Annotated in this window: 18 protein-coding genes; 7 read left to right on the forward strand and 11 right to left on the reverse strand. The window is 59.4% G+C overall.

Annotation, left to right across the window (positions count from 1 at the left end; all coding sequences use genetic code 11):
* Positions 1-63: 63 nt before the first annotated feature.
* The 10 genes from ACM6JQ_RS01200 to ACM6JQ_RS01245 form a co-directional block, all read right to left on the reverse strand.
* On the reverse strand, positions 64-1,626 hold the full coding sequence (locus ACM6JQ_RS01200) for a SpoVR family protein (protein WP_007910113.1): 1,563 nt from the start codon (positions 1,624-1,626) through the stop codon (positions 64-66).
* Entirely contained in the window at positions 1,623-2,894 is a 1,272-nt protein-coding gene (locus ACM6JQ_RS01205) for a YeaH/YhbH family protein (RefSeq protein ID WP_414893105.1), read from the reverse strand. Before ACM6JQ_RS01205 ends, ACM6JQ_RS01200 begins: the two co-directional genes overlap by 4 nt.
* A gap of 121 nt (positions 2,895-3,015) precedes the next feature.
* Positions 3,016-4,938 carry a PrkA family serine protein kinase gene (locus tag ACM6JQ_RS01210; protein WP_007910115.1) on the reverse strand — a complete coding sequence of 641 codons (1,923 nt, stop codon included), beginning with the start codon at positions 4,936-4,938 and terminating at the stop codon, positions 3,016-3,018.
* 297 nt (positions 4,939-5,235) lie between these two features.
* Positions 5,236-5,565: a thiosulfate sulfurtransferase GlpE gene (glpE, locus tag ACM6JQ_RS01215; RefSeq protein ID WP_016983139.1), complete on the reverse strand. Its 330-nt coding sequence runs from the start codon at positions 5,563-5,565 to the stop codon at positions 5,236-5,238.
* Positions 5,566-5,598: 33 nt separating this feature from the next.
* Positions 5,599-6,480 carry a symmetrical bis(5'-nucleosyl)-tetraphosphatase gene (locus ACM6JQ_RS01220; protein WP_007910125.1) on the reverse strand — a complete coding sequence of 294 codons (882 nt, stop codon included), beginning with the start codon at positions 6,478-6,480 and terminating at the stop codon, positions 5,599-5,601.
* A complete protein-coding gene (gene apaG / locus ACM6JQ_RS01225; protein WP_007910127.1) occupies positions 6,480-6,860 on the reverse strand; it encodes a Co2+/Mg2+ efflux protein ApaG in 381 nt (126 codons plus the stop codon). Before apaG ends, ACM6JQ_RS01220 begins: the two co-directional genes overlap by 1 nt.
* A 113-nt stretch (positions 6,861-6,973) precedes the next feature.
* On the reverse strand, positions 6,974-7,792 hold the full coding sequence (rsmA, locus tag ACM6JQ_RS01230; RefSeq protein ID WP_007910128.1) for a 16S rRNA (adenine(1518)-N(6)/adenine(1519)-N(6))-dimethyltransferase RsmA: 819 nt from the start codon (positions 7,790-7,792) through the stop codon (positions 6,974-6,976).
* Positions 7,789-8,778: a 4-hydroxythreonine-4-phosphate dehydrogenase PdxA gene (pdxA, locus tag ACM6JQ_RS01235; RefSeq protein ID WP_414893106.1), complete on the reverse strand. Its 990-nt coding sequence runs from the start codon at positions 8,776-8,778 to the stop codon at positions 7,789-7,791. The genes rsmA and pdxA overlap by 4 nt, the downstream gene beginning before the upstream one ends.
* The gene (gene surA, locus ACM6JQ_RS01240; protein WP_045121567.1) at positions 8,775-10,091 is read right to left on the reverse strand and encodes a peptidylprolyl isomerase SurA; all 1,317 of its coding nucleotides are present in this window, start codon (positions 10,089-10,091) and stop codon (positions 8,775-8,777) included. Before surA ends, pdxA begins: the two co-directional genes overlap by 4 nt.
* On the reverse strand, positions 10,072-12,891 hold the full coding sequence (locus ACM6JQ_RS01245) for an LPS-assembly protein LptD (protein WP_414893107.1): 2,820 nt from the start codon (positions 12,889-12,891) through the stop codon (positions 10,072-10,074). The genes surA and ACM6JQ_RS01245 overlap by 20 nt, the downstream gene beginning before the upstream one ends.
* A 130-nt stretch (positions 12,892-13,021) precedes the next feature.
* Between ACM6JQ_RS01245 and ACM6JQ_RS01250 the strand changes: the two genes are divergently transcribed.
* The 3 genes from ACM6JQ_RS01250 to ACM6JQ_RS01260 are packed head-to-tail and all read left to right on the forward strand — an operon-like array spanning position 13,022 to position 15,478.
* Positions 13,022-14,041 (forward strand): aminoglycoside phosphotransferase family protein, encoded by a 1,020-nt coding sequence (locus ACM6JQ_RS01250; RefSeq protein WP_414893108.1) that lies wholly within the window; start codon positions 13,022-13,024, stop codon positions 14,039-14,041.
* Positions 14,038-14,709 carry an N-acetylmuramate alpha-1-phosphate uridylyltransferase MurU gene (gene murU, locus ACM6JQ_RS01255; RefSeq protein ID WP_007910138.1) on the forward strand — a complete coding sequence of 224 codons (672 nt, stop codon included), beginning with the start codon at positions 14,038-14,040 and terminating at the stop codon, positions 14,707-14,709. Before ACM6JQ_RS01250 ends, murU begins: the two co-directional genes overlap by 4 nt.
* Position 14,710: 1 nt before the next feature.
* Positions 14,711-15,478, forward strand: a complete 768-nt coding sequence (locus tag ACM6JQ_RS01260; RefSeq protein ID WP_414893109.1) for a TerB family tellurite resistance protein — start codon at positions 14,711-14,713, stop codon at positions 15,476-15,478.
* A gap of 122 nt (positions 15,479-15,600) precedes the next feature.
* Here the strand turns inward: ACM6JQ_RS01260 and ACM6JQ_RS01265 are convergent, their stop codons facing one another.
* Positions 15,601-16,590, reverse strand: a complete 990-nt coding sequence (locus ACM6JQ_RS01265; protein WP_095112707.1) for an alpha/beta hydrolase family protein — start codon at positions 16,588-16,590, stop codon at positions 15,601-15,603.
* A gap of 73 nt (positions 16,591-16,663) precedes the next feature.
* Between ACM6JQ_RS01265 and ACM6JQ_RS01270 the strand changes: the two genes are divergently transcribed.
* The 4 genes from ACM6JQ_RS01270 to ACM6JQ_RS01285 all read left to right on the forward strand — a co-directional run bounded on the left by ACM6JQ_RS01270 (position 16,664) and on the right by ACM6JQ_RS01285 (position 22,343).
* Complete coding sequence (locus ACM6JQ_RS01270; protein WP_414893110.1) at positions 16,664-19,060, forward strand: PAS domain S-box protein; 2,397 nt, start codon at positions 16,664-16,666, stop codon at positions 19,058-19,060.
* A gap of 84 nt (positions 19,061-19,144) precedes the next feature.
* Positions 19,145-19,774 (forward strand): response regulator transcription factor, encoded by a 630-nt coding sequence (locus ACM6JQ_RS01275; RefSeq protein ID WP_007910149.1) that lies wholly within the window; start codon positions 19,145-19,147, stop codon positions 19,772-19,774.
* Between the two features lie 352 nt (positions 19,775-20,126).
* Positions 20,127-21,251, forward strand: coding sequence for an ABC transporter ATP-binding protein (locus ACM6JQ_RS01280; RefSeq protein WP_007910151.1), 1,125 nt, complete (start codon positions 20,127-20,129; stop codon positions 21,249-21,251).
* A gap of 48 nt (positions 21,252-21,299) precedes the next feature.
* Entirely contained in the window at positions 21,300-22,343 is a 1,044-nt protein-coding gene (locus ACM6JQ_RS01285; protein WP_038363355.1) for an ABC transporter substrate-binding protein, read from the forward strand.
* Positions 22,344-22,493: the final 150 nt, after the last annotated feature.

The following is a 22,493-nucleotide window of genomic DNA, read 5'->3' on the forward strand; positions in this document are numbered from 1 at the left end:
AAAAAACCTCCGTTAGCCCGACAGGATAACCCTTGCGTCGGACTTTCGGAGGCCGGAACCGGATCAAAGATGAATGACGGCCAGATCCAGTCGACCGTAATCCCCTTCGCTGTGTTCGCTGCGTGGCGGAACGTGATGGGTTTTCATGATCTGGTCGCCTTGCAGGGTTTCCAGATGAATGTCGAAGCCCCACAGGCGATGCAAGTGTTTGAGCACTTCTTCGGTGGAGTCGCCCAATGGTTTGCGGTCGTGCTGTTGGTGACGCAAGGTCAGTGAGCGATCACCGCGTCGATCGATGCTGTAGATCTGCACGTTCGGCTCACGATTGCCGAGGTTGTACTGCGCAGCAAGGGTTTCGCGAATGATCCGGTAGCCGGGTTCGTCATGAATCGCAGGCACCAACAAGTCGTCCTTCTGATCGTCATCCATGATGCTGAACAGTTTCAGGTCACGGATCACCTTTGGCGACAGATACTGCAGGATGAAACTCTCATCCTTGAAGCTGCTCATGGCGAATTTGATGGTCGACAGCCAGTCGCTCCCGGCAATTTCCGGGAACCAGTGACGATCTTCTTCGGTAGGTTCTTCACACATGCGCCGGATGTCCCGATACATCGCGAAGCCCAGCGCGTAGGGGTTGATCCCGTTGTAGTAGGGGCTGTCGAAACCCGGTTGAAACACCACGCTGGTGTGCGACGTCAGGAACTCCATCATGAAGCCATCGGTGACCAGCCCTTCATCGTACAGGTCGTTCATCAGCGTGTAGTGCCAGAACGTCGCCCAGCCTTCGTTCATCACCTGGGTCTGACGTTGTGGATAGAAATACTGAGCGATCTTGCGCACGATCCGCACGATTTCACGCTGCCACGGCTCCAGCAACGGCGCATGTTTCTCGATGAAATACAGGATGTTTTCCTGCGGCTCGGCCGGGAAACGCGCGTTGTCCCTGTCGCTGTACTTGTCTGCGCCTTTGGGAATGGTGCGCCACAGATCGTTGATCTGTTTCTGCAGGTGTTCTTCGCGGTCTTTCTGCCGCCGGCGCTCCTCTTCGGCGGAAATTGGATACGGACGTTTGTAGCGATCGACGCCGTAGTTCATCAACGCATGGCAGGAGTCGAGCAGGTCTTCCACCGCATCGATGCCATGGCGCTCTTCGCACTGCATGATGTACTGCTTGGCGAACACCAGGTAATCGATGATCGAACTCGCGTCGGTCCAGGTGCGAAACAGGTAGTTGCCCTTGAAGAAGCTGTTGTGGCCATAGCACGCGTGCGCTACCACCAGCGCCTGCATGCAGATGGTGTTTTCCTCCATCAGATAGGCAATGCAAGGGTCGGAGTTGATCACGATTTCGTAGGCCAGGCCCATTTGCCCACGGCTGTAGGATTTTTCGGTGCTGAGAAAATGTTTACCGTAAGACCAGTGGTGATAGCCCAGCGGCATGCCCACCGAGGCGTACGCGTCCATCATCTGCTCGGCGGTGATCACTTCGATCTGGTTGGGGTAGGTATCCAGCGCATAGCGGGCCGCGATCCGGGCAATTTCGCGGTCGTAGGTCTGGATCAGCTCGAACGTCCATTCGGAGCCGGTGGAAATGGGTTGGCGCTTCTGCTCTTTGGCGGTCATGTCACTAACCTGCGCTGGAAGAGTTCACGGAAGACCGGATAGATATCCCCGGCCGAGACCAGTTGCTGCTGGGCAAAAGTGTCAGAGAAAGCTTCGGCGATGCGTTCGTACTCGTACCACAAGGCCTGATGTTCACGCGGGGTGATCTCCACGTAAGTGTAGTACTGCACAAACGGCATGATCTGGTTGATCAGAATGTCACGGCAGATCGGCGAATCATCGTTCCAGTTGTCGCCGTCGGAAGCCTGCGCCGCGTAGATGTTCCATTCATTGCTCGGATAGCGCTCGGCCATGATCTCCTGCATCAGCTTCAGGGCGCTGGAAACGATGGTACCGCCGGTTTCTCGTGAGTAGAAAAACTCCTCTTCATCGACTTCCCGGGCACTGGTGTGATGGCGGATGAACACCACGTCGATCTTGTCGTAGTTTCGTTTCAGGAACAGGTACAACAGGATGAAAAAGCGTTTGGCGATGTCCTTGGTCGCCTGGGTCATGGAGCCGGAAACGTCCATCAGGCAGAACATCACCGCTTTTGAACTAGGGTTGGGCTGTTTGATCAGCAGGTTGTATTTCAAGTCGAACGTGTCGAGGAACGGCACACGATGGATACGCGCGCTGAGTTTTTCGACTTCGGCCTCGAGTTCCTGAATATCGCCGAAGTTGTCTGGCTCTTCACGTCTCAGACGTTCAAGTTCTACTTTGACTTCGCGCAGCTTCGCCCGGCTGCTGCCGGAAAGGGCGATGCGCCGTGCATGGGCCGAACGCAGGGTGCGGATAATGTTGATGCGCGACGGGTTGCCTTCGTTGCTGATCCCGGCGCGCACGGTTTTAAAGGTGTCGGTGCCGCTGAGGTTGCGTTTGACCAGGTTCGGCAGTTCGAGGTCTTCGAACATGAATTCGAGGAATTCTTCCTGAGTGATCTGGAAGACGAATTCGTCCATGCCCTCGCCGGAGTTGCCGGCCTTGCCCGGACCTCGTCCGCCTCCACCGCCCGGTGGCCGGGCGATGTGTTCGCCAGCGGTGAATTCTTTGTTGCCGGGATGAACCACGGTCTGTTTGCCGCCACGGCCGTGGTGAAGCACCGGTTCGTCGATGTCGCGACCGGGAATACTGATCTGCTCACCGTGCTCCATATCGGTAATGGAACGCCGGCTGACCGCCTCTTCGACAGCCTTCTTGATGTGGTCACGGTAACGCCGCAGAAAACGCTGGCGGTTCACCGTGCTCTTGTTCTTGCCATTGAGACGTCGGTCGATCACATAACTCATAGGAAGCCCTCCGGGCAGCTTCAAGTTGTGAGCTTCAAGCTGCAAGTAAAAGCAGGTTCCCGGGCATCAGTGGGTTACGCGCTTTGTTCTTGCAGCTTGTAGCTAGAAGCTTGCAGCTGCTTCACTGCGACTTCCGGACCCGCAGGTACCATTCGGAAAGAAGCCGTACCTGTTTGTCGGTGTAGCCGCGTTCGACCATTCGAGTGACGAAGTCGTTGTGCTTTTGCTGATCCTCTTTGCTGGCCTTGGCATTGAAGCTGATGACTGGCAGCAGATCTTCGGTGTTCGAGAACATTTTCTTCTCGATGACCACCCGCAGTTTTTCGTAGCTGAGCCAGGTCGGATTCTTGCCGTTGTTGTTGGCCCGGGCGCGCAGGACGAAGTTGACGATTTCATTGCGGAAATCCTTCGGATTGCTGATGCCGGCCGGTTTTTCGATTTTCTCCAGTTCTTCGTTCAGGGCGACGCGGTTGAGGATCTCGCCGGTTTCCGGATCGCGGTATTCCTGATCCTGAATCCAGAAGTCCGCGTAGAGCACGTAGCGGTCGAAGATGTTCTGGCCGTACTCGCTGTAAGACTCGAGGTACGCGGTCTGGATCTCCTTGCCGATGAATTCGATATAACGCGGTGCCAGGTATTCCTTCAGATAGCGCAGATAGCGCTCGCGGGTTTCGGCCTGGAATTGTTCCTGTTCGATCTGTTGCTCAAGTACGTAGAGCAGGTGCACCGGGTTGGCGGCGATTTCATGCGGATCGAAGTTGAACACCTTGGAGAGAATCTTGAAGGCGAAGCGGGTCGACAGACCGTTCATGCCTTCATCGACACCGGCTGAGTCGCGGTATTCCTGAATCGACTTGGCCTTCGGATCGGTGTCTTTGAGGTTTTCGCCGTCGTAGACGCGCATTTTCGAATAGATGTTAGAGTTTTCCGGCTCCTTGAGGCGTGACAGCACAGTGAACTGCGCGAGCATTTTCAAGGTGTCCGGCGCGCAATGCGCCTTGGCCAGGGAGCTGTTGAACAGCAATTTGTCGTAGATCTTCACCTCGTCACTGACGCGCAGGCAGTACGGCACTTTGACGATGTAGATCCGGTCGATGAACGCTTCGTTATTCTTGTTGTTGCGGAAGGTGTGCCATTCCGATTCGTTGGAGTGGGCAAGCAGGATCCCGGTGAACGGAATCGCGCCGAGACCTTCGGTACTGTTGTAGTTGCCTTCCTGGGTCGCGGTCAGCAACGGATGCAGCACCTTGATCGGTGCCTTGAACATTTCGACGAATTCCATCAGGCCCTGGTTGGCCCGGCACAGCGCACCGGAGTAGCTGTAGGCGTCGGCGTCGTTCTGTGGGTATTCCTCGAGTTTGCGGATGTCGACCTTACCGACCAGGGCGGAAATGTCCTGGTTGTTCTCGTCACCCGGTTCGGTTTTGGCCACGGCGATCTGGTTGAGGATCGACGGGTACAGCTTGACCACGCGGAACTGACTGATGTCGCCACCGAATTCGGCCAAGCGTTTGGTGGCCCATGGCGACATGATGGTATTCAGGTAGCGCCGTGGAATGCCGAAGTCTTCCTCGAGGATCGCGCCATCTTCGGTGGCGTTGAACAGACCCAGTGGCGATTCGAATACCGGCGAGCCCTTGATCGCATAGAAGGGCACTTTTTCAATCAGTTGTTTCAGCTTCTCGGCCAGCGACGATTTACCACCGCCGACAGGGCCGAGCAGATAGAGGATTTGTTTCTTCTCTTCCAGGCCTTGGGCGGCATGGCGGAAATACGAGACGATCTGGTCGATGCATTCTTCCATCCCGTGGAAGTCTTCAAAGGCCGGATAGCGGCGGATCACCTTGTTGGAGAAGATGCGTGACAGCCTCGAATTGGTCGAGGTGTCGAGCAGTTCCGGTTCGCCGATGGCCAGCAATAGACGCTCGGCAGCGGAAACGTAGGCGCTACGGTCTTTCTTGCACAGCTCCAGGTACTCTTGCAGCGAGAGTTCTTCCTGGCGTGTGGACTCGAAGCGTTGTTGGAAGTGGCTAAAGATACTCATGACGTCACCTCGCTCGATACGTGGAGCCGACGCCGGATCACTCAGTCGATGCTGGCAAGCAGCCGCAGTAGCAGCCGATTGTTTACCCCCCAGAACACTTTCACGATCGACAATCGTGAAAGTCACTCCCGATGACCCGTGCGCCGGTGTACCGGCTCTCCCCTGTTTTGGATGGCCTGGGCTTAAGGATAGTTGGGAATTCGGGAGGTAAAGGCGAGATACGTAATTATGTGTGGCAAGACCGTTCGTCTGCCCGCGCAGGCCCACGGCAGCCGGGGCCTGCGCGTTGCAAAAAAATTATTCGGCGGTGCCTTGGGCCGTTTCCGCAGGATAAGTCGTACGCCACAACTCAAAGCCACCGTCCATGCTGTAGACGTCGGAGAAGCCTTGGCTGATCAGGTACGCCGCTGCGCCCTGGCTGGAATTGCCGTGATAGCAGACGACCACGGTCGGTGCATCAAGGTCGGCGCCTTGAATAAAGGCGTGCAGCGAATGATTGTCCAGATGCTTCGAGCCGCTGATGTGCAGGGCGGCAAAAGTCGCCGGGTCGCGCACGTCGACCACGACAGCACCTTGTTCACGCAGGGCCTGGGCCTGTTCCGGGGGGATTCGTTTGAATTCGCTCATGGCGGGTTCCTGTTGCTCGGCTGAAAGCGCAGTCTAACGCGGGACGCTGACTGGCGAAGTTTCGGAGATAAGTGGTGCGACGGTCGGGGCGAGGCCGCCATGTTCATCGCATTTGCACGACAGGCGTTCACCGCTGTCGACGTTCATCAGGGTCAGGCTGCCGCCCCAGACACAACCGGTATCCAGCGCCGAAATACCCGGTTCATGGATATTGCCCTCGAGTGCCGCCCAGTGGCCGAAAATGATGCGCAAGCCTTTGGTCTTGCGGTCCCGGTGCTGGAACCACGGTTTGTAGCCGGGCGGGGCGGTGTCGAGGCCTTCCTTGCTCTTGAGGTCCAGCTTGCCTTCGGCGGTGCAGAAGCGCATCCGCGTGAAATAGTTGGTGATGACGCGCAGACGGGCTACGCCCTTGAGGTCGTTGTCCCACTTCGCCGGCTCGTTGCCGTACATGCCGTCGAGGTAGGCAGGCAACATGTTGTCGTCACGCAGGGCGGTCTCGACTTCGTCTGCGCACTTCAAGGCCCGGCGCAGCGACCACTGGGGTGGAATGCCAGCGTGGACCATGGCGACATCGCGCTGCTCGTCGTAGTGCATGAGCTTTTGTTGCCGCACCCACTCCAGCAGTTCGGCGCTGTCCGGCGCTTCGAGAATCTCGCGCAGGGTATCGGACTTCTTCAGGCGCTCGATGTTTCTAGCCGCAGCCAGCAGGTGCAGGTCGTGATTGCCCAGAACGCAGACCAGCGACTCGCGCATGCCATATAGAAAGCGCAGGGTTTCCAGCGATTGCGGGCCACGGTTGACCAGATCGCCGACCAGCCACAGACGATCGAGTGTCGGGTCGAATGCCACTTGCTTGAGCAGGCACTTGAGCGGTTCGAGGCAGCCTTGCAGGTCGCCGACGGCATACGTCGTCATCAGTGCAGGGCTCCGGGCACCGCCAGACGGAAAGGTTTGATGATGGCGTCGAAATGTTTGCCATCGTCGGCAACCATTTCGTAGGTGCCCTGCATGGTGCCGACCTTGGTGGTCATCACTGTGCCGCTGCTGTAAGTGTGGCTCTGGCCGGCATCAATCAACGGTTGCTGACCGACCACGCCTGCACCGCGCACTTCTTCGACATGGCCGTCACCGTCGGTGATTACCCAATGCCGCGACATCAGGCGTGCGGGTTGCTCGCCATTGTTCTGCACGGTGATGGTGTAGGCGAAGGCGAAGCGGTCGTGCTCGGGTTGCGATTGGTCTGCCAGATAGCGGGTAACGACGCTGACATCGACCTGGTAACGGGAATCGGACATGCAAGAGGCCTTAAACGAAGCGGAACGCGGGGCGTAGCTGATGGGGAGTCAGTCTAGGCAAGTATCGGGCAGTAAACCAGAGTGGCGTCCTGCCCGATAGCGTTCATCGTTTATCAGTCAGCGGCGGGGGAGGCCGGAACCTGAATGGCGAGCTGGTCGGCGAGGCGTACGAACGCGGCCAGATCCAGTTGCTCCGGACGCAGGCTGCCATCGACGCCGGCGGCTTCGATTTCAGCGTTGCTGAGCAATTGCTTGAGGGTGTTGCGCAAGGTTTTGCGGCGTTGGTTGAACGCTTCGCGCACCACGCGCTCCAGCAGCTTGTGATCCTTGGCCGGGTGCGGCAGTACGGCGTGAGGCACCAGACGGACGATCGCCGAGTCGACTTTCGGTGGAGGATTGAACGCGCCCGGGCCAACGTTGAACAGGTGCTCTACACGGCAGTGGTACTGAACCATGATCGACAGGCGACCCCAGTCACCGCCACCCGGGCCTGCGGCCAGACGCTCGACCACTTCTTTCTGCAGCATGAAGTGCATGTCGCGAATGATGCCGGCGTTGTTCAGCAGGTGAAAAATCAGCGGCGTGGAAATGTTGTACGGCAGGTTGCCGACCACTCGCAGGCTGTTCGGCGCCGCATTGAGCGTGTTGAAGTCGAACTTCAGCGCATCGCCCTGATGCAGGTTGAAATTGCTCTTGCCGGCAAACTGCTGGTTGAGGATCGGGATCAGGTCCTTGTCCAGTTCCACCACGTCGAGTTGCGCGCCGGAACTGAGCAGGCCGGCGGTCAATGCGCCCTGGCCCGGGCCGATTTCCAGCAGGCGATCTTCAGACTTGGCGCTGATGGAGCGCAGGATGCGGTCAATAACGCCGGCATCGTGCAGAAAGTTCTGGCCAAAGCGTTTGCGCGCCTTGTGTTGGTATTGCTCGGTCATAAACGGGTCTCGGCCATCTGGTAGGCGGTTTCCAGGGCGACTTGCAGGCTGCCGGTGTCGATCTTGCCGCTGCCGGCCAGATCCAGGGCGGTGCCGTGGTCGACCGACGTGCGGATGATCGGCAGACCCAGGGTCACGTTGACGGCAGCGCCGAAGCCTTTGTACTTGAGCACAGGCAGGCCCTGGTCATGGTACATCGCCAGCACTGCGTCGCAGTGCTCCAGATATTTGGGGGTAAACAGAGTGTCGGCAGGCAGCGGGCCACGAAGGTCCATGCCCTCGCCGCGCAGGCGCTCTAATGTCGGTTCAATGATGTCGATTTCTTCATGGCCCAGGTGGCCGCCTTCACCGGCGTGCGGGTTGAGCCCGCAGACCAGGATGCGTGGCTGGGCGATGCCGAATTTGTGTTGCAGGTCGCTGTACAGAATCCGCGTCACGCGCTCCAGCCGTTCTGGTGTGATCGCGTCGGCAATCTCGCGCAGGGGCAGGTGAGTGGTGACCAGTGCCACGCGCAAACCACGCGTGGCGAGCATCATCACCACTTGTGCGGTATGAGTCAGGTCGGCGAGGAATTCCGTGTGCCCGGAAAAGGCGATGCCTGACTCGTTGATCACGCCCTTGTGCACTGGGGCGGTGATCATCCCGGCGAAGTCGCCGTTGAGGCAACCGTTGCCGGCGCGGGTCAGGGTTTCGAGGACGAACGCAGCGTTGGCCTTGTCCAGTTGCCCGGCAACCACGGGGGCGCTGAGCGGCGTATCCCAGACATACAGGCTGTTGGCGGGCGCCGGAGCGTCCGGCCAGTGATCAGGCGCAACATCCAGCAAAGTGATAGCCAGCCCCAACTGCGCGGCCCGCTCAAGGAGCAAGTCGCGGCTGGTGATGGCAATCAGGGGATGTGGCTGGGCTTGCGAGGCGAGCAGCAGGCACAGGTCGGGACCGATGCCGGCTGGTTCGCCGGGTGTCAGCGCGAAACGCTGGGGTTTCACTGCGCTGCCTGGTCTGCACCAGGGAGTTTGATCTCTACGTACGCTTCGTCACGGATCTGACGCAGCCAGGTTTGCAGCTCTTCGTCGTATTTGCGGTTACGCAGTACGGTCATGGCTTGCTGCTCACGGGCCTGTTCGGTGCTGTCGGTGGCGCGACGGCCAAGGACTTCGAGAACGTGCCAGCCATATTGGGTCTGGAACGGCTTGGACAGCTGACCTTGTGGGGTCTTGGCCATCACTTCGCGGAATTCCGGAACCAGTGCGTTCGGGTCGATCCAGTTCAGGTCGCCGCCGTTAAGCGCCGAGCCTGGGTCTTCGGAGTAGCTTTTGGCCAGAGTGGCGAAATCTTCACCGGCCAGAATGCGCTCGTACAAGGATTGAACCAGCGCCTTGGTCTTCGCTTCATCGCGAATCGGGCTCGGCTTGACCAGAATGTGACGTACATGCACTTCATCGCGCATCTGCGCTTCGCCACCGCGTTTTGCCAGCAGCTTGAGGATGATGAAGCCACCCGGTGTGCGGGCAGGTTGAGTGATGTCGCCGACGGCCATGCTGCTCAACTCGCGGTCGAACGGCGGTGGCAGTTGCGCGGCTTTACGCCAGCCCATGTCGCCGCCTTCCAGCGCGTTGTCGCTGCCGGATTTGGCAACGGCCATCTGGCCGAAGTCAGCGCCTTGCTTGAGCTGCTGGTAAACCTCCATGGCCTGACGGGCTGCACTTTGAATGGCTTCAGAGTTGGCGCTTTCCGGCGTCGGGATCAGGATGTTGGCCAGGTGCAGTTCTTCGGACAGTTGCATTTTGCCCAGGTCGGAGGCGAGGAAGTTTTTCACTTCCTGTTCGGAAACCTGAATGCGTTCTGCCACGCGACGCTGACGCACACGGCTGATGACCATCTCGCGCTTGATCTGCTCACGGGCGTCGTCATAGTTCAGACCGTCGCGAGCCAGGGCGGAGCGGAACTGCTCAACAGTCATGTTGTTGCGCTGAGCAATGGTGCCGACCGCCTGGTTCAGCTCTTCGTCAGTGATGCGGATGCCAGAGCGTTCGCCGATCTGCAGTTGCAGGTTTTCGACGATCAGGCGCTCGAGCACCTGTTGATCCAGTACGCCAGGAGGCGGCAGGCCACCGCCACGCTTGGCGATGGTCTGTTGAACTTCGTGGACACGTTGGTCCAGTTGGCTCTGCATGACCACGTCGTTGTCGACGATCGCTACCACTTTGTCGATGGATTGAACTGCGGCGTTAGCCGCAGTACCCAGGAACAGCGCGCCCAGCATCAGCGGGCGCAGACAATCAGAAAGCTTGGTCTTCACGTTCACGATAACCTTGAATGCCTTTGTCGAGGAAGCTCTCTACCTTGGCGCCGGTGAGGCCGCCGAGTCCCTTCAGAACAATTTGGAGGAAGACGCCATGGTCGCCTTTTTCGTTTTGCGGAGCATCCTGGCTGAACTCGTCATAGGAAACCCAGTAACGGTTGATCAGGCGCAACTTCCAGCAGCAGTTGTCGTACTCGAAACCACCGAAGGCTTCCAGGGTACGGTTGCGGTTGTAGTCGTACTGCCAGCGGCTGATCGCGTTCCACTGCGGAACGATCGGCCAGATGACCGAGAAGTCATGCTGCTGGATCTTGTAGTAGTCCTTCACGTAGCCAGCTGTGCCAGGTGTGCCGTAGTCGCCACCCATCTGCCACTTGCCCGTTGTCTGGTCGTAGCGGATCTGGTCGTTGCGATAGCGATAGCCGGCATTGATAACCTTGTTCGGGTTGTCTTCAGGCTGATAGTGGAACATCGCACTGCCGGAACGCGGGCTGCGGCTGTCCGGATCCCAGTTGTAGTCGGCAGTGGTGCGCCAGTCGCGGTTCCAGCGGTATTCGTATTCAAGCGCATACGGAGACACATTGGAGTGCGCGTCGTCGCGGGTTTTCGCGTCGATACCTGGCAGTTGAACTTCACGATCCTTGAAGTACAGGGCCTGGCCGACACTGATGCGTTGACGCTCGAACCCGTCGTCTTCGATCCAGCGGCTGGTCACGCCCAGCGACAGTTTGTTCTCGTCGCCGACACGGTCGGAGCCTGCGAAGCGGTTATCACGGAACAGCGACGCATAGTTGAAGGTGTATTCGCTGGTGTCGAACACCGGGATATCGTTCTGGTCTTTCTCGGGTACATAGAGATAGAACAGGCGCGGTTCCAGGGTCTGGCGATAGTTCTTGCCGAAGAACGACGTGTTGCGGTCGAAGTACAGGCCGCTGTCGATACTGGCGATCGGGACGCCACGGTTTTGCGAGCTGCTGTACTTCTCGCCCAGCGCCGAAGCACCGTTGCGGTTTTTCACCAGGTCGTCTTTGCCTTGCCCGTCGAGATCCAGATCGTACTGGGTGTACTGATACTTGAGCGATGGCTTCAGGAAGCCATAGGTCCAGTTCATCGGCAGGCTGACACCCGGTTTCAGGTTCAAGCGGTTGCCGTTGGCGCGAGCCAGGCCTGCGACGTTGGTATCAAGGCGCGGGGTACCGATGGTTCCGTCCGCATTGATCGGACCGCCGTTTTCGTCGAGGAAGTTGCCGGTTTTCAGATCACGATCAAACCGAACAAGCTCGGTCTCGTAATCGAAGTCCAGGCCTTGCGGATGATATGGCAGCTGACCATTGAAGGTAATCTGCGGCAGACGGCCATACGGTGTGATGCTCGCAACGGTCGCCAATTGGTACTGCTGGGCATTCAAGCGAGCGGTGTAGCTGTCACCCCGATAGCTGATCGAACCTTGCTGGTTCACGAAGTCGCTGGACTTCACGCCAATCTGATCGGTCTGCAGATCCTGGAAGTAATACGGATCGCTGATCTTGGTGTAGTCGACTTCAGTGAACACACGGGAGTCGAGACCGCCCTTGTGCTGCCAGTTGTACATGTAGCGGGTTTTTTCGTAGTCGGTCTGCTTGCTGCGCTCGGTATCGTCATCGTTCAGATACGCGGCACCGAACTGACCTTCACTCGACTTGGTCAGGTAACGGAATTCGCCTTCCACCAGCATGCCGCGCTTGCTCATGTAACGCGGGTACAACGTGGCGTCGTAGTTCGGCGCCAGGTTGAAGTAGTACGGCGTGACCAGCATGAAGCCGGTATCGCTGCCGCTGCCGATGGTCGGCGGCAGGAAGCCCGACTGACGACGGTCGTCGATCGGGAAATAGATGTACGGCGTGTACAGAATCGGAATGTCTTTAACGCGCAACGTCACGTTGGTCGCGGTACCGAAACCGGTGGCCGGGTTCAAGGTGATGTTGTTGCCCTTGAGCTGCCAGGCATTGCTGTTCGGTTCGCACGTGGTGTACGTGCCGTCCTTCAAGCGAATGATCGCGTTCTCGGCACGTTTGGCGTACAGCGCATTACCGCGGATACGCGATTTGTGCATCACGTATTCGGCGTTGTCGACTTTCGCTTCACCGGTGTCGAGCTGCACGTCGGCGTGGTCGCCGACGATCAGCGCACCGTTGTCGCGGATGCGTACATCGCCATTGAGTTCGGCGCGGCTCTCGGCCTGATACAGGCTGGCCTCGTCGGATTCGACCTGCATGCTGCCCTGACGCAGGACGACATCGCCGGCCAGCGTACCGACTTGATCATCGGTGTTATAGCGCGAGGCTTTTGCGCCGATAAAGGTCGGTGCATCGCTTTTATTCGTCTTGTCATTCATGCCAGGACGAATCGGTTCGATATAGGCACCAGAGCAGTAAGGCCCGGTCTCGGCCAATTGGGCGGCGGTGAGCTTCTCGCGCGGAACCCAGTCGAGGTGACTGAAGTCTTCGCTACGGGATTTCAGACCGCGGCCCTTGGCTTCGGTAACCAGTACGGTTTTAGGGCCAGTGTCGCTGGTCGAACCGTTCTCGGTTGGCGCTTCGCCAGCGGCACTGACGGCACTGCCGTCATGCACTGGGCGCGGCGGCAACGCAGCAGCGGTTGATTTGGGCGCACAGGCCCAACCACCCGAAGCCGAGACGGAGCAGTCATACTGCTCGGCGGCAACAACGAATTGACTGGCCAGAGGTTGCATAGCCAGCAGACTGCCGGTTACCAACAACGGAAATTTTTTACGAAACGCGGGGGATTTCAATGCCATCTTATTAGTCCGGGCTTCCTGCGTGCCATCTGCCCGCGGTGTGGGCCGCACGCCTCTCGATGGTCTGAAAAAGATGCTGGATAATAAAGCATGACCCGCTTGACGGCTAGCGCCGTCGGAGACCCTTGCAATGCCTGACCAAGATGTACGCTTGCAACACCTGAAAGTTTGGCTCAATGAGCAGTTGGCAATCCTGTTTGCAGATCAGGGCTGGGGCACCGTGCCCCCGGCCACGTTGACCGCGGCCAGCAGCGACGCGAGTTTCCGCCGCTACTTCCGTTGGGAAGGCGAGGGTCGCAGCTTCGTCGTGATGGACGCGCCGCCGCCCCAGGAAAACTGCAAACCGTTCGTGGATATCGCTTTTTTGCTGGCGAAATCCGGAATAAATGTGCCGAAAATTTATGCCGAGGACCTTGAGCGTGGATTTCTTTTGCTCAATGACCTGGGTAACAAGACCTATCTCGACGTGATCGATGGCGAAAATGCCGACGCATTATTCAGTGATGCCCTGCAAGCGCTGCTGGCTTTTCAGCAATTGCCGATGGTCGCACCGTTACCGAGCTACGACGTTGCCTTGCTGCGCCGAGAGCTGGAACTGTTCCCCGAGTGGTACGTGAAGCGTGAACTCGGTGTCGAATTCGACGCGACCCAGCAACAGCAGTGGCAGCAGGTCAGCGATCTGCTGATCGACAGCGCACTCGCGCAGCCCAAAGTGCTGGTGCACCGCGACTACATGCCGCGCAACCTGATGCTCAGCGAGCCGAACCCCGGTGTGCTGGATTTCCAGGATGCGGTCTACGGCCCGGTGACCTACGACGTGACCTGTCTGTTCAAGGATGCCTTTCTCAGCTGGCCTGAAGAGCGTGTGCGCGGCTGGCTGGAAAGCTACTGGCAGCAAGCCTCGGCACTGAATATCCCGGTGCAGCCGGACTTCGAAGACTTCCTGCGCGCCAGTGACCTGATGGGCGTACAGCGCCACCTGAAGGTCATCGGCATCTTCGCGCGCATTTGTCATCGTGATGGCAAGCCGCGTTATCTGGCCGACGTACCGCGTTTCTTCTCTTATATAGAGGCGGTGATTGCGCGTCGTCCTGAATTGGCAGAACTGCAAGCGCTGTTCACCAGCCTGCGGGGTGGAGCAACAGCATGAAGGCAATGATTCTGGCGGCAGGCAAAGGCGAGCGCATGCGCCCGCTGACCCTGACTACGCCGAAACCACTGGTGCGTGCCGGCGGTGTCCCACTGATCGAATATCACCTGCGGGCTCTCGCTGCCGCAGGGTTCAACGAGATCGTGATCAATCACGCCTGGCTCGGTCAGCAGATCGAAGATTATCTGGGCGACGGCTCGCAATTTGGCGTGAGCATTCAGTATTCGCCGGAAGGTGAGCCACTGGAAACCGGCGGCGGGATTTTCCGTGCGCTGCCGTTGCTCGGCGATGATGCGTTTCTGGTGGTGAACGGCGATATCTGGACCGATTACGACTTCAGCGTCCTGCACCAGCCGATCAACGGGCTCGCGCATCTGGTACTGGCGGACAATCCGGCGCACCACCCGCGCGGTGATTTCACACTGGTCGACGGCGAAGTGCACGACGGTCAGCCGGACGCTGCGACCCTGACTTACAGCGGCATTGCCGTATTGCATCCGCAACTGTTCGACGGCTGTACCGACGGTGCCTTCAAACTGGCGCCGCTGTTGCGTAACGCCATGGCGGCTGGCGAAGTCACGGGCGAACGTCTGAAAGGTCACTGGGTGGACGTCGGCACGCACGAGCGTCTGGCCGAAGCTGAAGCATTGATAGAAGCGAGTCGCTGACATGTTGTGGCCAGGGACTCTGATTGGAGCCGGAGCGGGTTTTGCGATTGCCAGCATTCCGGGGGCCATGCTTGGGGCATTGTTGGGACAGGCGCTGGATCGGCGTCTGAACCTGCAAAGCTTTGGACATCTGCGGGAAAAACTCGGCGGGCGGCCGATGCTGCGCAACGACGAACTGTTGTTTGTGCTGCTCGGGCGTCTGGCCAAAAGTGACGGTCGGGTCACTGACGGGCATATCCAGCAGGCGCGTAACGAAATGCGTGCGCTGGAAATGAGTGAGCCGGCGACGCGTCGGGCGATTGCCGCGTTCAATCGCGGCAAGTCCGGCAGCGACAATCTGCGCGGTTATCTACGGCGCCTGAGTGCGCAGCCGCATGCCGCCGAAGGTGTGTTGCGCGCCTGTTGGCGGATGGTCTGGGCCGATGGTCGCGCGGGTGTCAGTGAGCGTGAACTGCTGGCGCAATGGGGCAAGTGGCTGGGCTGGACGACGCATCAGGTGCAGGCACTGGCCAATGATTACGAACCGGGCAAACGACCGATCGTCAGCGCTGCTGTGAGTTATCAGGAGGCGATGCGTTTATTGGGCGTGTCGGCGTCCAGTGAACCGGCGCAGATCAAGCGCGCCTATCGGCGCCTGCTCAGTCGTCATCATCCGGACAAGATTGCCGGGTCGGGGGCGACGCCAGTGCAGGTGCGTGAAGCCACCGAAAAAACCCGTGAGCTGCACAACGCCTACACGTTGATTCGTGAGCGGCGGGATTTTCGCTAACCGTTAGATGTGTAGCGACTGCGCTGGCCTCTTCGCGAGCAGGCTCGCTCCCACCATGGACTGTGTACGCAGATCCATGTGGGAGCGAGCCTGCTCGCGAAGGGGGCGACTCGGTCTTTCTGTCAGTCCGTGTTCTGCGGGTTCAGCCAGCCACGCACCCGGCGGAACAACTGTTCCTGTTCAGCCTTGTTATCCGGCAAAGCCTTGAGCGCGACCTGGCTGAACGCCGAGGTCTTCAAACGCTTGCTCGCCTGCATGCGCTCCAGCGCGGCGTTGCGATCCAGCGGCTTGTCCATATAGAAAATATCGGCGGTCGGCAGCTTCAGTGTCGGCGTCACTTCGGCCAGTGGCGGTTTGGCCTTGGCTGGCATCTGCGCATCGACCATGACGAACTTTTCTACCTGCGCCGTTTGTTTCTCGCTCAGGTATCGCGCGGCCCAATAGGCGCCAGTGCCGTGCCCAAGCACGACAATGCTGCGCGCGCTCTGCTGCTCGGCGTAAGCAATCGCGGCGTCGATGCGCGCGAAGATGCGTTCGGCGTCGGCCTTGGATTGCTCTTCAGTGGTTTCGGCGACCACCTGATCCGCCACTTCTGCTTCACCGCCAGCGGCTTGCTCGATCGGCTGCGCGGTGGTGGAGTCCTTGCTGCCGGACTCCGGGGCTTTCGGCACAGCGGGTGCCTCGACCACGCGCGGTGCAAAGGCGTCGCTTTGCAAGTCGGGCAGCGTAATACTCAGGCTGCTCCATTTTGCATCCGGCAGTTTGCGCCGCAACGGGCCGATTGCCTGCGGCCAGTCAGCGGTTTCGCCTGTGCCGGGGACGATGATCACTGCGCCTTTCGGTTCGGCAGTGTTGGCCGGTTTCCACAGGGCGAGGAAGGTGTCGGTACCGGCCTGCAACTGTTGCTGTTCTTGCGCCGGGACTTTACGTTCCAGTGCGGCGGCCTCTTCCTGACTACGCTCAAGCAGTGGCTGGCGTTCGGCCGGTTTTTCTTCGGCCGGTTTTTCCGCTGTGGCGGCGGGTGCCGGATCGGCGGCTTCGACGGAAAACGCACAAGGCAGGAGCAGCGACAGGCACAATGCTGGCATTGCCAGGCGGTAGACAGAGGGCATCGGTTATTCCAGGCCAGAAAGTATCCCGGCAGCCTAATGGGTTGGTCAGAATTTGTCAGTGTATGAGACTTCAATGAAGCGATTTTGCTGCCTGTGGGTTATCGGCTGTTTGTGGTTTCCCTTGATGGGCTGGGCGGCGCCTGCGCCGCCTTCTCATCTCGCACAGTTGTCGGCAAGCCAGCAGCAATGGCTGGCGCAACACAATGAATTGCGCGTCGGCCTGGTGTTGCAAGCCCCGTATGCGCAATACGACCGGCGCTTGCAACGGCTGTCGGGGGCCAACGTCGAGCTGATGAAGTTGCTGGCCAAGGTGCTCAATGTCGAACTGAGCTGGCGCAACTTTCAGGATCTCGCGCAATTGGACGCCGCCATGCGCGAGGGCGAGATCGATATCGCTCCGGGCCTGAGCCAGACCCCGAGTGCCCTGCGTCTGTGGCAGTTCTCTGATCCGTACATGCGCGTGCCGCAACTGGTGGTCAGCGACCAGAAGGCCAGTGGTGTGGTCGATCTGGAGAAGCTCGACAGCCAGATCCGCGTCGCCGTGCGCATGCCCAGCAGCACGGCTGATTACCTGCGCGGCAACTACCCCCATCTGAATCTGCAAGGTGTACCACTGGAGCGTCAGGCGTTGCAGTTGCTGTTGAGTCAGCAGGCCGCCTACGCCGTGGTCGATGAGGCGCAACTCGGGCGCTTGTCGGTAGAGCCTGAGTTCGCCGGGCTGGTGGTGGTCGGCGATATCGGCCTGCCACAACTGCTGCGCGTCGGCTCGCGCCGCGATTGGCCTGAGTTGGCCGGCATCCTTCAAAGTGCGCTGCGTGCCATCCCGGCCAAGGATCTGGAGCAGTTACACAACCAGTGGCTGCAACCGAAATATCCGCGACTCTCGGAGTCGCCGGGGTTCTGGCAAAACCTCAGCTTGTTGTTTGCAGTGATGCTGCTCAGTTGTGTCGCGATCGTGTTCTGGCAGCGTCGCCAACAGCACAGCCTCGAACAGCGATTGCTGGCCGCCCGGGAAGACATCGCCTTGCGCGCGGCCAACGAAGAAGCGCTGCGGTTGACGCAGTTCTCCATCGACCAAAGCACCGTCGGCATCCTTTGGGTCAACTGGGACAGCCATGTGCGCTACGCCAATCGCGCGGCGGAAATCATGCTCGGTTATCCCTCGGGCGGACTGATCGAACGGCCATTGATCGACTTCGAACCGGGTCTGCACATGGACCGCTGGCTCAATCTGTGGAAGCGCGCGCGGGCCAGTGAAGAAGGTCCGCTGAGTTTCGAAACCAGTTGCGTGCGGGCTGACGGCAGTATTTTGCCGGCGGATGTCTCGCTGAGTTTCCTGCGCTTTCGCGACAGTGAATACCTGGTGGTGTACCTCACCGACGTCACCGAGCGCCGTCGCGCCCTCGCCGCGTTGCAGGAAAGCGAGGCGCGTCTGCAAGGCATCGCCGCCAACGTGCCGGGATTGGTGTTTCGTCTGGAGCGCGCGCCGGTGACCGGGCAGATCGACTTTGCCTACATCAGCGAGGGCAGCGAAAGCCTGGTCGGTTACGCCCCGGCCACCATAGCCCATCGCGACATGGGTCTGCGCAGCCTGGTGCATCCCGACGATAAGGCGAGTTATCACCGCACTCAGGATCAGGCGCTGGACACCGACAGTGACTGGTCGTGGCAGGGCCGGATCCTCACGCGTCAAGGCCAGCAGCGCTGGGCCGAGATCAAGGCGATCACCCGGCAACTGGAGGATGGCGCCTATGTCTGGGACGGCATCGTCTGGGACATCACCGAGAGCAAGCGTATCGAGCTGGAGTTGGCGGCCTCCCGTGAGCAACTGCGCGAACTGTCGGCGCACCTTGAGAGCGTGCGTGAAGAAGAGAAGGCGCGCATTGCCCGCGAGGTTCACGATGAACTGGGGCAGATGTTGACCGTGCTGAAGCTGGAAACATCGATGTGCGAGTTAGCCTACGCGCAACTCGATCCGGGGTTGAACGAGCGGTTGAACAGCATGAAACGCCTGATCGCTCAGTTGTTCCAGTTGGTGCGCGACGTGGCCACGGCGCTGCGACCGCCGATTCTCGATGCCGGGATTGCCTCGGCGATCGAGTGGCAGGCGCGGCGCTTCGAGGCGCGCACGCAGATCCCGTGTCTGGTGCAGGTACCGGATAATCTGCCGGTACTCAGTGATGCCAAGGCAATTGGCTTGTTCCGGATCTTGCAGGAGGCGCTGACCAATGTGATGCGCCATGCTCAGGCGCATACTGTGGAACTGACGTTGGCGCTGGAAGGCGATGAGTTATGTCTGACGGTCAGTGATGATGGCGTAGGATTTGTTCCCGCCAGCGGTCGACCGACTTCGTTTGGCCTGGTCGGCATGCGTGAGCGGGTGCTGATCATGGGCGGGCGGTTGGTGCTGGAGAGTGAGCCGGGGGAGGGCACCAGTCTGAATGTTTGGGTGCCGGTGAGTGAGGTTTGAAGATATGTGGTGTTTGGGCTGACGCTTTCGCGAGCAGGCTCCCTCCCACAGGGATTGCTGTGTACCTGAAATCTGGAGAAAAACGTGATCCGTGTACTGGTAGCCGAAGACCACACCATCGTCCGTGAAGGCATCAAGCAATTGATCGGCCTGGCCAAGGATCTGCAAGTAGTGGGCGAGGCGAGCAATGGCGAGCAATTGCTTGAGGCCCTGCGCAGCGTGCCATGCGAAGTGGTGCTGCTGGACATCTCCATGCCCGGTGTCAATGGCCTGGAGGCGATCCCGCGAATCCGCGCGCTGAACAATCCACCGGCGATCCTGGTGCTATCTATGCACGACGAAGCGCAGATGGCTGCGCGGGCGCTGAAGGTCGGCGCCGCCGGGTATGCGACCAAGGACAGTGACCCGGCGCTGTTGCTCACCGCCATTCGTAAAGTCGCGGCGGGTGGGCGATACATTGATCCGGATCTGGCGGATCGCATGGTGTTTGAAGTCGGCCTGACCGATGCACGGCCCCTGCATTCGTTGCTGTCCGAACGCGAGTTCTCGGTGTTCGAACGCCTGGCCCAGGGCGCCAACGTCAACGACATCGCCCAGCAACTGGCGCTGAGCAGCAAAACCATCAGCACCCACAAGGCGCGGCTGATGCAGAAGCTCAACATCACCTCGCTGGCCGAACTGGTCAAATACGCGATGGAACACAAACTCCTCTAACAGTCACCGTGATCAAAATTGTAGGAGTGAGCCTGCTCGCGATAGCGGTAGATCTGTCACTGCAGTGTTGACTGAGCAGACGCCATCGCGAGCAGGCTCACTCCTACAGGGGGGCTGCGCAGCCTTCGGGATTATGGACATATCCATGAGCGACAGGCGCTTTTGCTTGTTCTTGCAGCTTGCAGCTCAACCCTCGCCACTGCCTTATCCATTAGCGCCATCCTTGTAGGGCAATCCCTACCCCCAACCTTCCATCCGGCTGAGGCGATTCTCTCCTGCGCCCCGATTTGCGTGGCTGTCAGCAGCCACTAGGCTTAACCCACAAGCAGTCATCAACAACAAAGGTGTGGGTATGAGCCAGGTCGATACAAACGCAGGGGCCAGTGATGTGCTGGTCAGCTTTCGTGGAGTGCAGAAGAGCTACGACGGCGAGAACCTGATCGTCAAAGACCTCAACCTGGACATTCGCAAAGGCGAATTTCTCACCCTGCTCGGGCCGTCCGGTTCCGGCAAGACCACCAGCCTGATGATGCTCGCCGGTTTCGAAACGCCGACCGCTGGCGAGATCCTCCTGGCCGGGCGTTCGATCAACAACGTGCCGCCACACAAGCGTGACATCGGCATGGTGTTCCAGAACTACGCGCTGTTCCCGCACATGACCGTCGCCGAAAACCTTGCGTTTCCGCTGAGCGTGCGTGGCCTGAATAAGAGCGACGTCAACGACAAGGTCAAGAAAGTCCTCAGCATGGTCCAGCTCGATGCGTTTGCCTCGCGCTACCCGGCGCAGTTGTCCGGTGGTCAGCAGCAGCGTGTGGCGCTGGCCCGCGCGCTGGTGTTCGAACCGCAACTGGTGCTGATGGACGAACCCCTCGGTGCCCTCGACAAGCAACTGCGTGAACACATGCAGATGGAAATCAAACACCTGCACCAGCGCCTCGGCGTAACCGTGGTCTACGTGACCCACGATCAGGGCGAAGCGCTGACCATGTCCGATCGCGTTGCGGTATTCCATCAGGGCGAAATCCAGCAGATCGCCCCGCCGCGCACACTTTACGAAGAACCGAAAAATACCTTTGTTGCCAACTTCATCGGTGAAAACAACCGCCTTAACGGTCGCCTGTTGAGCCAGAACGGCGAGCGTTGCGTGGTCGAGTTGGGCCGTGGCGAAAAGGTCGAGGCGCTGGCGGTCAACGTCGGCCAGACCGGCGAACCGGTGACTTTGTCGATCCGTCCGGAGCGCATCAGTCTCAACGGTTCCAGTGATCAATGCGTTAACCGCTTCTCAGGGAGGGTGGCGGAATTCATCTATCTGGGCGACCACGTCCGGGTGCGCCTGGAAGTCTGCGGCAAGACCGACTTCTTCGTGAAACAGCCGATTGCCGAGCTCGATCCAGCGCTCGCGGTCGGTGACGTGGTTCCGCTTGGCTGGCAGGTCGAGCACGTACGCGCACTCGATCCTCTTCTAGAGGCGAACTGATCGCCCCGGCAATACCAACACCAACCCTGCACGTGGAGAGAACAATAAATGTTGAGATCCCTGAAGTTCACCGCCCTGACCCTGGGCCTGATGGGTGCGGCCAGCGCGATGGCCGCCGGCCCGGATTTGACCGTGGTGTCGTTTGGCGGGGCGAACAAGGCCGCGCAAGTCAAAGCCTTCTATGCACCGTGGGAAGCGGCGGGCAACGGCAAGATCGTCGCTGGCGAGTACAACGGCGAAATGGCCAAGGTCAAAGCCATGGTCGACACCAAGAGCGTGTCGTGGGACTTGGTCGAAGTTGAATCGCCAGAGCTGTCCCGTGGCTGCGACGAAGACATGTTCGAACAACTCGACCCGGCGCTGTTCGGCAAGACTGAAGATTACGTCAAAGGCGCGATTCAGCCGTGCGGCGTGGGCTTCTTCGTTTGGTCGACCGTACTGGCTTACAACGCCGACAAGCTGAAAACCGCGCCGACCAGTTGGGCGGATTTCTGGGACACCAAGAAATTCCCGGGTAAACGTGGCCTGCGCAAAGGCGCCAAATACACCCTCGAATTCGCTTTGATGGCCGATGGCGTAGCGCCGAAAGACGTCTACAAAGAGCTGGCGAGCAAGGGCGGCCAGGATCGCGCGTTCAAGAAGCTTGATGAGCTGAAGCCAAGCATTCAGTGGTGGGAAGCCGGCGCGCAACCGCCGCAATACCTCGCTTCCGGTGACGTGGTGATGAGCTCGGCTTACAACGGTCGCATCGCGGCGGTGCAGAAGGAATCCAACCTGAAAGTGGTGTGGAACGGCGGTATCTACGACTTCGACGCCTGGGCCATCCCGAAAGGTCTGGACGCCAAACGCGCGGAAGCGGCGAAGAAGTTCATCGCCTTCTCGGTACAGCCGCAGCAGCAGAAGACCTACTCGGAAAACATCGCCTATGGCCCGGCTAACACCCAAGCCGTACCGCTGCTGGCCAAGGACGTCCTCAAAGACATGCCGACCACCCCGGAAAACATCGCCAACCAGGTGCAGATCGACGTCAGCTTCTGGGCTGACAACGGCGAGCAACTGGAGCAGCGCTTCAACTCCTGGGCTGCGAAGTAACCCGAGCATACGGGCCGACGGCTTTCCGGATGATCGTTCCCACGCTCTGCGTGGGAACGCCGCCCGGGACGCTCCGCGTCCCCGTGTGACGCAGAGCGTCACTGGATTCATTCCCACGCAGAGCGTGGGAACGATCAGTAGCAAAAGTTC

The organism is Pseudomonas sp. IT-232MI5 (assembly GCF_949767845.1).
GTDB lineage: Bacteria > Pseudomonadota > Gammaproteobacteria > Pseudomonadales > Pseudomonadaceae > Aquipseudomonas.

Excerpts from the sequence above, each read along its gene's own strand:
- ACM6JQ_RS01260 (WP_414893109.1), top strand. The coding sequence starts at position 14,711 with ATGTTGTGGCCAGGGACTCTGATTGGAGCCGGAGCGGGTTTTGCGATT.
- ACM6JQ_RS01210 (WP_007910115.1), bottom strand. The coding sequence starts at position 4,938 with ATGAGTATCTTTAGCCACTTCCAACAACGCTTCGAGTCCACACGCCAG.
- ACM6JQ_RS01220 (WP_007910125.1), bottom strand. The coding sequence starts at position 6,480 with ATGACGACGTATGCCGTCGGCGACCTGCAAGGCTGCCTCGAACCGCTC.
- ACM6JQ_RS01280 (WP_007910151.1), top strand. The coding sequence starts at position 20,127 with ATGAGCCAGGTCGATACAAACGCAGGGGCCAGTGATGTGCTGGTCAGC.
- ACM6JQ_RS01265 (WP_095112707.1), bottom strand. The coding sequence starts at position 16,590 with ATGCCCTCTGTCTACCGCCTGGCAATGCCAGCATTGTGCCTGTCGCTG.
- ACM6JQ_RS01250 (WP_414893108.1), top strand. The coding sequence starts at position 13,022 with ATGCCTGACCAAGATGTACGCTTGCAACACCTGAAAGTTTGGCTCAAT.
- ACM6JQ_RS01285 (WP_038363355.1), top strand. The coding sequence starts at position 21,300 with ATGTTGAGATCCCTGAAGTTCACCGCCCTGACCCTGGGCCTGATGGGT.
- ACM6JQ_RS01200 (WP_007910113.1), bottom strand. The coding sequence starts at position 1,626 with ATGACCGCCAAAGAGCAGAAGCGCCAACCCATTTCCACCGGCTCCGAA.
- ACM6JQ_RS01245 (WP_414893107.1), bottom strand. The coding sequence starts at position 12,891 with ATGGCATTGAAATCCCCCGCGTTTCGTAAAAAATTTCCGTTGTTGGTA.
- apaG (WP_007910127.1), bottom strand. The coding sequence starts at position 6,860 with ATGTCCGATTCCCGTTACCAGGTCGATGTCAGCGTCGTTACCCGCTAT.
- glpE (WP_016983139.1), bottom strand. The coding sequence starts at position 5,565 with ATGAGCGAATTCAAACGAATCCCCCCGGAACAGGCCCAGGCCCTGCGT.
- ACM6JQ_RS01270 (WP_414893110.1), top strand. The coding sequence starts at position 16,664 with ATGAAGCGATTTTGCTGCCTGTGGGTTATCGGCTGTTTGTGGTTTCCC.
- ACM6JQ_RS01205 (WP_414893105.1), bottom strand. The coding sequence starts at position 2,894 with ATGAGTTATGTGATCGACCGACGTCTCAATGGCAAGAACAAGAGCACG.
- murU (WP_007910138.1), top strand. The coding sequence starts at position 14,038 with ATGAAGGCAATGATTCTGGCGGCAGGCAAAGGCGAGCGCATGCGCCCG.
- rsmA (WP_007910128.1), bottom strand. The coding sequence starts at position 7,792 with ATGACCGAGCAATACCAACACAAGGCGCGCAAACGCTTTGGCCAGAAC.